The sequence below is a fragment of the Wolbachia endosymbiont of Cruorifilaria tuberocauda genome, assembly GCF_013365475.1.
GTDB lineage: Bacteria > Pseudomonadota > Alphaproteobacteria > Rickettsiales > Anaplasmataceae > Wolbachia.
In genome coordinates this window covers 529,666-542,124 of sequence record NZ_CP046579.1, presented here as the reverse complement: position 1 = coordinate 542,124, position 12,459 = coordinate 529,666, and the positions used below count along the sequence as shown (strand labels likewise).

General features: G+C 32.1%; 8 protein-coding genes. 4 read left to right on the top strand and 4 right to left on the bottom strand.

What is annotated here, in order from left to right; translation table 11 throughout:
- Positions 1 to 70: 70 nt before the first annotated feature.
- Positions 71 to 1,003, bottom strand: coding sequence for an RluA family pseudouridine synthase (locus GOY13_RS02095; protein WP_175814175.1), 933 nt, complete (start codon positions 1,001 to 1,003; stop codon positions 71 to 73).
- A gap of 395 nt (positions 1,004 to 1,398) precedes the next feature.
- On the opposite strand from GOY13_RS02095, the gene GOY13_RS02090 reads away from it, so the two are divergent.
- On the top strand, positions 1,399 to 2,691 hold the full coding sequence (locus GOY13_RS02090; RefSeq protein ID WP_175814174.1) for a Na+/H+ antiporter NhaC family protein: 1,293 nt from the start codon (positions 1,399 to 1,401) through the stop codon (positions 2,689 to 2,691).
- Positions 2,692 to 2,726: 35 nt separating this feature from the next.
- Here GOY13_RS02090 and argS read toward each other — a convergent pair whose 3' ends face one another.
- From argS to ubiE, 3 genes are all read right to left on the bottom strand, one after another.
- Positions 2,727 to 4,433 (bottom strand): arginine--tRNA ligase, encoded by a 1,707-nt coding sequence (gene argS / locus GOY13_RS02085; RefSeq protein ID WP_175814173.1) that lies wholly within the window; start codon positions 4,431 to 4,433, stop codon positions 2,727 to 2,729.
- Positions 4,434 to 5,542: 1,109 nt separating this feature from the next.
- Positions 5,543 to 7,249 (bottom strand): ABC transporter ATP-binding protein, encoded by a 1,707-nt coding sequence (locus GOY13_RS02080; protein ID WP_175814172.1) that lies wholly within the window; start codon positions 7,247 to 7,249, stop codon positions 5,543 to 5,545.
- Between the two features lie 735 nt (positions 7,250 to 7,984).
- Complete coding sequence (gene ubiE, locus GOY13_RS02075; protein ID WP_175814171.1) at positions 7,985 to 8,683, bottom strand: bifunctional demethylmenaquinone methyltransferase/2-methoxy-6-polyprenyl-1,4-benzoquinol methylase UbiE; 699 nt, start codon at positions 8,681 to 8,683, stop codon at positions 7,985 to 7,987.
- Positions 8,684 to 9,854: 1,171 nt separating this feature from the next.
- Between ubiE and atpH the strand changes: the two genes are divergently transcribed.
- Genes atpH through greA form a run of 3 tightly spaced genes read left to right on the top strand, consistent with a single transcriptional unit; the run spans position 9,855 to position 12,457 of the window.
- The gene (atpH, locus tag GOY13_RS02070) at positions 9,855 to 10,415 is read left to right on the top strand and encodes an ATP synthase F1 subunit delta (RefSeq protein ID WP_175814170.1); all 561 of its coding nucleotides are present in this window, start codon (positions 9,855 to 9,857) and stop codon (positions 10,413 to 10,415) included.
- The gene (atpA, locus tag GOY13_RS02065) at positions 10,412 to 11,947 is read left to right on the top strand and encodes a F0F1 ATP synthase subunit alpha (RefSeq protein ID WP_175814169.1); all 1,536 of its coding nucleotides are present in this window, start codon (positions 10,412 to 10,414) and stop codon (positions 11,945 to 11,947) included. Before atpH ends, atpA begins: the two co-directional genes overlap by 4 nt.
- 15 nt (positions 11,948 to 11,962) lie before the next feature.
- Positions 11,963 to 12,457, top strand: coding sequence for a transcription elongation factor GreA (greA, locus tag GOY13_RS02060; protein WP_175814168.1), 495 nt, complete (start codon positions 11,963 to 11,965; stop codon positions 12,455 to 12,457).
- Positions 12,458 to 12,459 lie beyond the last annotated feature (2 nt).

Genomic DNA, 12,459 nt, shown 5'->3' with positions numbered 1-12,459 from the left:
TGCTTGATTTGTGTTATATTCATTATATATTTCTATGTTCTGCTTTTACACTATCTAGATAAATGTTTTTTCATCCTTCAAAAGGATGATGTAATGCTCTGATAGACTTTTCAAAGTGTTCAGGGCAAAGGGCAGTAATGGTGATTTTTTTATTACTTGGCAGTTTTAAGGACAAAGAATATGAATGTAGGTGAATTTTATTGACTGCTCCATCAACAAAAGCTCTTTTACCACCGTATTTACCATCACCAAGAATAGGACAATTTATATGAGCTAGATGTGCTCTTAATTGATGAGTCCTACCAGTAATTGGTTGTAATTTTACATAAGCAACATTCCTTCCTAGTCTTGCTATAATTGAAAAGTGTGTAACAGCATTCTGTGGTGAATTTTTGTCGACAACCATTTTTTCTTGGCCTGAAATATACTTTTTTACCAATGGAAGATCTATTGTCCCTTTATCCATACTAGGCATACCAGAAGTTAGTGCTAAATAAATCTTTTTTATTCTTCGTCCTTTAAATTCTTCCATAAGAAACCTTGCAACATTAGTATTACGCGCAAATATCATTACTCCACTTGTATCTTTATCTAACCTATGTACAATTTTTAATGTTTCTCCTTCTCTGATTTGATCAAGTAAATCACTAATACTAATTTTTGTCTTTACACTACCCTGAATAATTACTCCCACAGGTTTGTTTATAGCCAGTATATATTCATCTTCATATAATATGTTGTCTTTCAGTATATTTACTAACTCTTGGTTATGTTTAGTATTGAAATTAGTCCTTTTTATATAATTAAAGTACTTTATTGTTATGACCTGCCCAGAGTATACTCTATCACTTGACTTTGCTTTATAATTGTCAACCTTGATCAGTCTTCTCCTTAAAGATTTTTCAATCATAGACTGCTTTAGGTCTGGGAAAATTCTTCTTATGTACTTATCTAGCCTAACGTTATCATCTTCTATCGGTATAGTTTTAGTACTTCGAGACATTTTGTTATTTATAAAAACTTCTAGTAGAACATCAATTATCGATATTGACCCAATATCAACTGCATGATACTACATAGGTAGCGGACATTAAAATTAAGATTTTATAAAATCTTGTTAAATTTAACATAAATAAGCTGCTTCTCATCTCAATGAATTAGCTCATTTACTCGCAAAAAGCTTTTTTGATCTCATATTCTTCTACTTAATGAAGTAAAGATTTGCATTCAAGCATGACGCTGGAAGATTCTATTGTCAATAGAATGTTCTGTATTATTAGTTAAATATATTAAGCATGAAGCTTAAAACTTTACTATCAACTCTCTACAGATCTGGTAAAACCAGACTTGCTTAAAATTATTTAATTAGTTATAGTTCGAACTTTCAATTGTAATAAAATGATTGCTTTTATTCCTTTACTTATTTTTTTAGTCTTACATCTTGGAAGCGGAACCTACTTCTTCTTCACTGGAACTGATAATCCACTTCATCAGATTTCTCCCGTAGTTTGCTTATTGCCAGCACTATTTTTTGCCATCTCATGCAGACCAGGTAAAATTCAACATAACATTGACACTGTCATTGAAGGTATGGGTGATAAAAATACCCTTACTATGTGTTTGATTTTCCTATTTTCTGGAGCGTTCTCTTCTGTTAGCCAATCAATTGGTAGTGCAGATACTGTTGCTAATTTGATTCTCAATTTTCTTCCAGCAAAGTTATTGTTGCCTGGAGTATTTTTGACCTCTGCTTTTATTTCAACTGCAATCGGAACATCCATGGGAGTTGTTGCGCTAATGGTACCAATCGCAGTTAATTTAGCAAAAAGTGGAGCTTTTGATCTTGAGATAGGAGCTGCAACTGTAGTTGGTGGTGCAGTATTTGGTGACAACTTATCAATGATATCTGATACCACTATTGCATCTGTTTCATCACAGGATGCTACAATAAAGGATAAACTTCAAATAAACTATAAAGTAGCATTTATTGCTAGCATTATAACACTAGCCTATCTGGTAGTAACTTCAGATAATACAAAGATTGTTACTATATCAAGCTTAGATTGTTTTTCAATAATAAAAGTTATTCCTTACATTTCTTTAATAGTCATGGTACTATTTGAAGTTACTACACTAGTAGTAATAACTGTAAACATAGTTATTGCTGGTGTACTAGGAGTAACTTTTTTTGACTATTCAATCATTCAATTTTCTCACGACATATATAAGGGATTCAGGAAGGTGAATGAGATAGTACTGTTTGCACTATTTATTAGTGGGTTAAGTAATATAATGTATAAACAAGGTCAAAAAGCATTGTATAAACTTATCGATGAAAGTAGAATCACAAAAACTAAAGCTGAATTTGCGATAGCAGGAATAGCATCCATATTTACTGTTTTGGTTGCTAATAATACTATTGCTATTCTACTAAGTGGTAGTATTGTAAAAAGGCTTGCAAAAAAACATGATATTGCGCCATACCGTAGTGCGTACTTACTAGACGTTTTCGCTTGTGCTACAAAAGGTATTTTGCCTTATGGTTCTCAATTATTGCTAGCAGGTAGCATAGCTACTGTATCGCCTATTTCTTTGTCAAAGCAAGTACATTACTGTTTTATCTTAGTAGTAGTTACAGTAGGAGAAATAATTGTTAACAGTAAGAAAGAAAAGGGCTCTATGATACTGTAATTTAATTACGGATAGACTTATAAAATTTCTTTAGTTTATTTCATCTCTTTCAGAGGCTCTATATTAAAAATAGAAAATCCGGAAGCAATGATGTGTGCTAAAGCTTGAACAAGGAATATTCTTGCAGCAGTCAGATCTAAATCATCTTTCAGTATAAATCGCATATTCGAATCGTTTTTCCCATATCCCCATAAAGCATGGAATGCTTCTGCAACTTCAAGTAAATAAAAAGTAATTCTATGTGGCTCATAAAGCTTTGCTGATACTTCTACTATACTTGGCCATTTTGCCAAGATTTTTATAAGTGATAGCTCTCCATCATTTTTCAAAAGTGAGGGATTTGCGTTTGGAAGTTCTTTTGGAGCATTGCGCATTAATGAGTGAGCACGAGCGTATGCATATTGCACGTAAAAAATAGGATTGTTTTTTGATTGCTCCTTTACTTTTGCAAAATCAAAATCAAGAACCATGTCGTTTTTTTGCGTTAGCATTGTAAAACGGGTAATATCCCTGCCAACTTTCTTAACTACATCCCTTGCTGTCAGAAAATTTCCTGATCTTTTGGACATTTTAACAGGTTTTCCATTTTCTAAGAAATTTACAATATTATGTAGCTTTACCTCTATCTTTGCCTTGTTGCCACTTAACGCGGATACAACTGCTTTGAGCCTTTTGATATAGCCACCATGATCACTGCCAAGCTCTACTACCATATTGTTAAAACCGCGTGATATCTTATCAAAATGATAGGCAATATCTGATGCAAAATAAGTCCAGCTTCCATCTTCTTTTTTTAACGCACGATCAACATCATCACCAAACTTTGTGGAGCAAAACAACATCTCTTTTCTAGAAGCCCAATTTTTTTTTTCCTTACCTTTTGGTTTTTCTAGATATCCCTCATATACTAAACCCTTATTAGATAATATCTTTATGCTCTCTTCAATTTTACCACTTTTTTGTAACTCATATTCTGAAGTAAAGACATCATGACTTACTCCAAGTAAGCGCATATCTTCTTTTATGAGTCTTAAAATAGAATTTAAGGTATAATTTCTAATTACTTGATAATCTTGCTTTTCTAAGAGACCTTTGCCATATTTTTTGCTTAATCCTTCTCCTATTGCTTTTAAATATTCACCTGGATATAAACCTTTTTCAATACTAATCTTCTCTCCTAGGGCTTCTCTATATCGTAGATATACTGATCGGATTAAATTATCTATCTGTGCTCCAGCATCATTAATGTAATACTCCTTAGTGATTTTATATCCGACTTTTTCTAGCAAATTTGCTAAGACGTCACCAAATACTGCTCCTCTTGCATGACCAATATGCAGTGGACCAGTTGGATTTGCAGATACAAATTCAAGATTAATGGCTTGGTTATTTCCAACGTTTAGAGTACCAAACTCTGTTTTCTGCTCATTTATTTGTTTAACAATCCCGTGCCATACTTCTATTTTTAAGTACATATTGATAAAACCAGGGTGAGCTATCTCTACTTTCTTAACTTCATTAAAGAGTTTAAATTCTTTTGCTAGTACTTCTGCAATCTCAATAGGGTTTTTCCTTTCATATCTTGCAATCACAATAGCAACGTTTGTATAAATATCTCCACGCGCTCTATTACTTGGTGGCTCTAAGATAAAATTCTCTACCTCCATATTTATAATACCACTTTGCTTTAACTCATCTAGTTTTCTAGAGATTAGCGAGGAAATTCGTTTAAAAATGTTCATTAATCAAAAAGCTAAAATCATGTACAGTATAGTAAATAAGTGGCATGAGTTGAAAGCTTCTCATAATGTATCTCGTGAGCATAAAGAGAAATTGCAAGAAATAAATATTCCTTTTCTTTCCATAATTAATAACAGTCAGAAACTTCATAACCTAAGCATATATTGATTCACTCTTACTGAATAGACTGCTGATAGCAAATGAATATGTAAAAACATATAATCTACATTTTCTTTTTCATCTTTTACTCTACTTAAAGTATTAAGTAAATATTGGTTATTGTCTTAGCATGGTACTATTCATTTTTGATTCCTCTACATGTTTCCTTACTTTCATCATCTTTGATTTCTGTATTGCTAGAGTCATAAATGTGGCACATTATACATTACTATATCATACTGAACTGCTCTAGGAGAGGTTACAGCAGTGCTCGATATATCAGTTAAAATCTCTCTAAGATGGAGAATAATACCTAACTTAAAAGATGTGCAATTAAGAACATAGTAATCGAACCGCACGTGTGTAGAAAAACTTTTGTATTCTTGAGGAAATGTTTTTATATATTCTGTTACCAAACTTATCATGTGGTATCATGCTTTACATCTGATAATAAAGTTTATCCATGTTATGTTATGGAACAGACATCCTATATATGGCTATAAAATTAGATAGCAAGTCACAAGATCATTTTAAGACACCTATTTTAAATTATCACAGGCAAAATGATTGCAATTTTGTAGCATAGGAGCCAAGTTTGGTGTGTTTAAGTCATCCTTACAAGCTGGTAGATTTATTTATATCTTATATTCTTATATAGATAAACTCAAGTAGTGTTCACATACTTCAAATGTAAGGAGATAAAGCATATTATACTAAAGCAACACTTATATATGTATAAATTTTTAAAATGACTTTTTAGTGAATAGAATCAGTGCACTACGATGATTGTGGTGTATATCATGATAACTCTAACATAGATAAAAACTATGGGCTAAAACTAATAGCATGAGTACATATCTATGAGCTAAATATCTAGAAATATAAATGATTTTACTCTGAGTTTTAGGATATTAACTTTAATTTAAGCCTCATTCTATCAAAACTATATTTGCTATATTTTCGCCAATTTTGCATATAGTCCCTTTTTACGCATCAGGGAGTCATGAGTTCCTACTTCTTCTATTTTCCCCTGATTAACTACTACTATCTTATCTGTTTTTAGTGTGGACGATAGCCTATGCGTAACCATTATCGTCGTTCTGTTTTGCATTAATTTGTTTAGTGCCTTCTGCACGAGGTCCTCACTTTTGTAATCTAAGGCAGAAGTTGCCTCATCTAACATTAGAATCTGAGGATTTTTGAGCATGGCTCTCGCTATTACAATACGTTGTTTTTGTCCTTCAGAAAGCTTTAGTCCTCTTTTCCCTACAAATGTATCAAATTTATTAGGTAGCTTATCAATAAATTCCATTGCATAAGCACTAATGGCTGCTTGTTTTACTTCTTCATACTTAGCACCCGGTTTACCGTATAGTATATTTTCCATTATTGAGCAAGAAAACATCATGTGATCTTGCGGCACTAAACCAAATAACAATCTGAGGTTACTTAGTGCAATTGACTTAATGTTGTACCCATCAATAGTAATGCTACCTTTACTTGGATCATGAAAGCGAAGCAAAAGTTTTAAAATAGTGCTTTTACCACTACCAGAGGGTCCTATGATTGAAATAGACTGACCTACCTTTATGGAAAAGGATACATTGCTTAATACTGGTTTATCAAGGTGAGATTCATAGAAAAATGTTACATTGTTAAATGCAATTTCTTTCTGAACATTAGAAATTTTTATAGGATTGCTAGTGTCCACTATAGAGCTTTTTATACCTTTGAATTCAAATAAATGCTCCACTACCCCAAGGCCTCGTTGTAAATCACTAACATTATCACTTAAATTATTTATAGCTCCTGCTGCAAGCGCTGAGTAGAACACAAATGAAGATAGCTCTCCAATAGTCATATTACTGTTTAAGACTTCTTTGATACCAAAAAAGAGCAAAATAACTAATGAACCTATTACACATAAAATAATCAAAGTTACCAAAATAGCACGTAAAAGAACCAATCTTATGTATGATTCAGATACTGAGTTCAAGTGTTTCTTAAAACGTATTTTCTCATTTTCTTCTAGTACAAATGATTTAATAGTTACTATAGACCTGAAATTTTCTTCACTAAATGATGCTAATTCGCTTAACTTACTCTGGGCAAGGCGTGCATAACCTCGTACCTTTTTCCCAAGTGATGTCATAATGATCAATAATACTGGCACTATTGTAGCTGCATATGTAGTTAAGTATAGATTTGTACATAACAACATAACAACACTGCCAGTTAGTAATACAAAATTTCGTAATATAGTAAGTAAGCTACTATTTATTATTGATTGAAGCACAGAAGTATCAGTGATTAATGCCGAAATTATATCTTGCACACCTGTGTTTTCAAAAAAACTTGGTTGTAAATCAGTAATGTTACTATATAAGTCATACCTGATCCTCGCAATAACTTTTTCACTACCAATTCCAATGAAATACAACCTAATAAATGCAGTAAGAGAAATGGACAGAATTATAAACATAGTCATTGCTAATTTGGTGATAAAATTATTCTCTGCGCTAGAGTCTATTATGCTGCTTAGCCCTCTACCAAAAAGGAGAATCATTAGAGCAGAAAATAAAACTGAAATAAAAGCTATAATGAAATAATGTAGATTAGGTTTTATATAGTAAAGTAACTGCCTGATTTCAGATCGCATTTCATTTTAAAGTTTCAAGAATTAAGTATATGGATTTCAGTTTTAGGGGAAAGGAGAAAGATATAATTTACTAGCTGAAAGCAAGCTTATTTATCTAATAAGAGTTAATTTGTAGATTTATCAGATAGATCAAACATAGGTTTACATAAGAATAAGTAATATTTTAGATATTACTACAAAAGTTAAGTAGGAATTGGTGATATATACTTTAGGTACTGGCCTTCTAAATAGCTCTTGAAAACAATGCCACTTTGGCTACCTGCACATGTGTGCAGGAAGGAAAGTTGGGACAATATTATTGTAAAAATGTAAATTGCCTTTTGCTAAATGGTTTAAGGAGAATGTTCAGTACTATGCTGCTAAGGTATATTTAAGGTAGGCTGATAAATTAGTATTATAACCTGAAAGCTATCTCCATAGTTAGAGCTGGTTTATGCTATTTCCTAGTAAATCTTCTTGGTGTGAATCAGAGCTTACTATTTGAGTTAATAGCATTAATCAATTTATGTCTTTAATTAGTATTACCTAGTATTACTGAGTAAAACCCATAATGGGATTGCTAAACGAGAGGTTAAGTATGGTTTAGTAGTATATTACTATGATGTATGCAAAATATATTGTCTAAAATGAAGAATATGCAAGTGTATCTTTACTAAATTAAGAGTAAATCTTATGAGACCAAAAAGGGTACTAAATCTAAGTTAATACCATATGTTCTATATCACATTCTGATGATTATTTTACTCCAATATATAATGCCACTATTCCGCAGCTCATGTTATGAAACTCAACGTTATGAAACCCTACTTCTATAATTTCCATTTGGAACTCAGCTTGAGTTGGAAACTTTCTGATACTTCTCACTAAGTATTCATAAGGATTTTTGTCTTTAGCAACTAAGCCGCCGATTTTTGGGATTACTTTAAATGAATATAAGTCATAAAATTTATTAAACATCTTATTTTCATAGTTCGTAGGAGCAAATTCTAAGCAAATGAATTTCCCGCTTAGTTTCAGTACTCTATATGCTTCACTTAAAGCTTTTTTACGATCAGAAACATTTCGAATACCAAAAGCTATTGTACAGTAATCAAATGTTGAGTCTTCAAATGGTAAATTTTCTGCATTTGCGCATACCCAATTAAAATTAAGCTGGTTTGAATTTATAGCTTTATCAATTCCTCTGTTTAGCATATTTTGATTTATATCGCATACTGTTATTTGAGCACTTGGTTCTTTTCTTGCGATTCTTATTGCTATATCTCCTGTCCCTCCGGCAATATCTAAAACCTTTGAGTCTTTTATAAAATACGTGCTACTAACCATCTTATCCTTCCATATCCTGTGCATACCAAAGCTCATCATGTCATTCATAATATCATAGTAGTCTGCTACAGTATCAAATACCTTCTTGACTAGTTGTGACTTACCCATTTTCTCTTTTTTTGTAAAAGCTAATTCAATCTAAATATATTTGAAATTTTTATTGAAATTGCGAAAATCCCTTCTATCATTAGAACTCATAACTATTTATGACTATTTTAAGAAGGTAAATAAATGTTGTATATAGATAATAAACCATAAGTACAACCTTTACAGATCTAGGAGTTAGTATAAGTACATGGTGAGAGAATTTCAAGACTCCTTATTGAATTATCTGGCTTTACCGACATATAGCATACTCGAAAACAAGAAACAAACTACTGAAAAAGCAATTAGACTGGAATATGGGCTCTTAATATCTAGGACTCCCGCTAGCGGGATATATAAGTAAAGATAATTGATTTTGAGAGTTTAAGTATAAAAACAAAATAAGATAAACCTTTGAAGAATACAAATAAGAGAAATTTGCTATCTCTTTTTCTAAAGAAAGGAAGATTAATGCTCTTAAAATTAAGCAAGAAAGGAACATCTTGCAATTAACCTACTTGGTAAGTTACTATATTTTAGCTTAAAGAAGAATAGGTAAATGTCATGTTGTATTGTTAAAAGTGAGTCGAGAACATATGTGTATATAGTAATTACTATAGATAGGCTGTAGAAGTAGCATCTAATCTAAAAGGATATGTTCATCTTGAAACATGTCTGTATGTGCCTTTTTTCTCATGATCCGTTTCTTGATCTATATATACTAGGAATTTTTTTTTGAAGAAAGGGCAGGATGTCAGTAAAGAGCTGCCTAGAACAAAGGTTGCAATCAGCAACTTTTAAACTTAAAAAAGTAAAACCACAATGTATTTAGATTGTCATGCTCTGCTGAGAATACACTTTTCAAGTTGCTTTAGCGATATTCTTTTGTTAAATTAAGAAGAAATGTTTATAAAATTATGTGTTATCTTTGGTGATGTGATCTTTTTAGCTAGTAGTTAGCAATTAGTAATAGGTAAGTAGTGAAAAGTATTTTCCTTTATTCTAAGAAAATCGTTATAATTAACTTGATCGTTGGATCTAACTATTTTTAGCATGTTTTTCCTTAGCAGACAAATAACTAAATGAATTTAAGCCATAAAAGTTTTGGTTGTATATCAGCTGAGGTCTAAGCTTTTTAGTTGACCATATGGCCAAACTGTAAGATATTTAGCTTTTTATATATGTGTAATTTAATGTGAAAAAGGCTCAATACATTAATTTAATTTCATCTTATGCTAAGGTCCTGTTTTATGTTGCAAAAAACAAGTTAGGTCCTATAAAAAAAGAAGTCCAGTTTTTATTGGATTTTTTTGAAAGTCGACCTGAGGTTTTTATGTATCTGTCTCATCCTATAATTTCTCTTACGCACAAGAGAGAGGTTCTACTTTCCATAGGTAGAGATCTGAATGAAAGCTTAGTAAGATTCATTATAGTAATACTTGCAAACAGGCGCTCTAATTTATTACTCTTTATACTAAAAAAGTTCTTAAATCTTGTAAGAGAAAATGATAATGAGTTAGAAGTTACTATAAAGTCAGCAGAGATGCTGAGTGGGACTGACATAAAAATAATTACTGAATCTTTGAGTTCTATTGGTAAGATAATAAAAGTAGATAATATAGTAGACACTTCCATAATTGGTGGTTTTGTAGTAAAGTATGGTTTTAGTTTAATCGATGTTTCGCTGAAAAGTTACTTAGATAGATTAGTTGGTTTTAGCAAAACCGAGATATTAAAGATTAGGAGTTGTATATGAAGGATAGTATAAATGCTTCTGAGATAGTAAATATAATACGTGAAAAGGTTGATACATTTGATTATCCTATAAAACGAGAAAATATAGGCGAAGTGATTTCAGTGACTGATGGTATTGCACTGATTTACGGACTTGAAGAAGCAAAGTTTAGCGAAAAGGTACTTTTTGCGAGTGGCATAGAAGGGATAGTTTTTGATTTAGATCATGATACTGCTGGAGTAGTGGTGCTTGGTAATGATCGTGATATAAAAGAAGGAGATATTGTAAAATGTAGTGGTGATGTTATGCAAGTGCCTGTGGGACATGAATTACTTGGAAGGGTAGTAAATGCACTTGGTTACCCAATAGACAGTGGTGGAAAGATTACAGTTAAGAACAAAATGGACATAGACCCTAAGGCCCCAGGAATTATTGATCGTAAATCTGTCCATGAACCTCTACAGACCGGAATTAAAATTATAGACTTACTAATCCCAATAGGCAGAGGACAGCGTGAACTAATTATTGGCGATAGACAAATCGGGAAAACTACTATTGCACTTGATACTATCATTAATCAGAGAAGGATTAATGATAAGGCAGATGAGTATCAAAAGATTTATTGTGTTTATGTTGCTATCGGGCAAAAAATTTCATCAGTGGCAAAAGTAGTAAATAAACTAAAAGAAAGTGGAGCATTAGATTATACAGTTGTAGTTGTGGCTAGTGCATCTGACTGTGCACCTATGCAGTTTTTAGCGCCTTATGCTGGTTGCACTATTGGAGAATTTTTCCGTGATAATGGAATGCATTGTTTGGTAGTATATGATGATTTGTCTAAGCATGCTATAGCGTACAGACAAATATCTTTACTGCTGAGACGTTCTCCTGGACGTGAGGCCTATCCTGGAGATATATTTTATGTACATTCTCGTTTACTTGAGAGAGCTGCTAAAATGTCTAATGAGAAAGGACATGGGTCTTTGACTGCTTTGCCGATTATTGAAACTCAAGCAGGTGATGTATCTGCATACATTTCAACTAATGTAATTTCAATTACTGATGGGCAAATTTTTCTTGAGTCTGAGCTGTTTCATAAAGGGTTCCGTCCTGCAGTGAATATAGGTTTATCAGTTTCGCGAATTGGTTCTGCTGCACAACTGAAATCTGTAAAAAAAGTCTCTAGCTCTGTAAAGCTAAGTCTAGCTCAGTATAGAGAACTGGAGGATTTTGCAAGATTTAGTTCTGATCTTGATGCTAGTGTCCAATTATCCTTGGATAAGGGTAAATATCTTATTGAGCTATTAAAACAAAAACAGCATTCACCTATGCCGATAGAAGAACAAGTAGTACTGATGTACATTTTTTCTAATTTATATGATCAGCTAGGCAAGATACAAATAAGTAACGTTAGTAAATTTGAATGTGAGCTTATCAATTATTTTCATAATGAATATCCTGAAGTTTTAGAAAAGTTGTCAAGTGACATGAATAATGTTATCAAAAAGGATATTTTTAATATCGTTAGTAGTTTTATTACTCAATTTAATTGAGTTTAGGTGGTGGTTATGACTTCATCCGTCATTAAAAAATTTCCTATAACAAAAGAAGGTTTTGGATTTATGCAAGCTGAGCTTGAGAAATTAAAAGAAGAAAAACCTTCTATTATACAGGCTATTTCTGATGCACGCGATCAAGGTGATTTGTCTGAGAGCGCAGAGTATCATGCTGCACGAGAAAGGTTAGGGTTTATTGAAGGTCGTATAATAGAGCTAGAAAACAAGCTTTCTCATGCAGAAGTAATAGAGGTAAAGAATTTATCTGGTAATTCAGTAATGTTTGGTGCAACAGTAACATTAAGCATGTTAAATGACGATGGTAGTGAAGTAGAGTATATTTATAAAATTGTAGGTGAATATGAGGCTGATGTTTCAAGGCAATTAATATCTACTAGCTCACCTTTAGGTAGTGCTTTAATTGGCAAAAAAATTGGTGAATACGTAGAGGTAGTAGTCCCAAGCGGAGAGAAATTATATAAAGTAGTTAGGATTGAGTTTAAATAAAT

What these genes read in the sequence shown, in the direction of transcription:
- GOY13_RS02095 (WP_175814175.1), bottom strand. Translation starts at nt 1,003, where the DNA reads ATGTCTCGAAGTACTAAAACTATACCGATAGAAGATGATAACGTTAGG.
- GOY13_RS02090 (WP_175814174.1), top strand. Translation starts at nt 1,399, where the DNA reads ATGATTGCTTTTATTCCTTTACTTATTTTTTTAGTCTTACATCTTGGA.
- argS (WP_175814173.1), bottom strand. Translation starts at nt 4,433, where the DNA reads ATGAACATTTTTAAACGAATTTCCTCGCTAATCTCTAGAAAACTAGAT.
- GOY13_RS02080 (WP_175814172.1), bottom strand. Translation starts at nt 7,249, where the DNA reads ATGCGATCTGAAATCAGGCAGTTACTTTACTATATAAAACCTAATCTA.
- ubiE (WP_175814171.1), bottom strand. Translation starts at nt 8,683, where the DNA reads ATGGGTAAGTCACAACTAGTCAAGAAGGTATTTGATACTGTAGCAGAC.
- atpA (WP_175814169.1), top strand. Translation starts at nt 10,412, where the DNA reads ATGAAGGATAGTATAAATGCTTCTGAGATAGTAAATATAATACGTGAA.
- greA (WP_175814168.1), top strand. Translation starts at nt 11,963, where the DNA reads ATGACTTCATCCGTCATTAAAAAATTTCCTATAACAAAAGAAGGTTTT.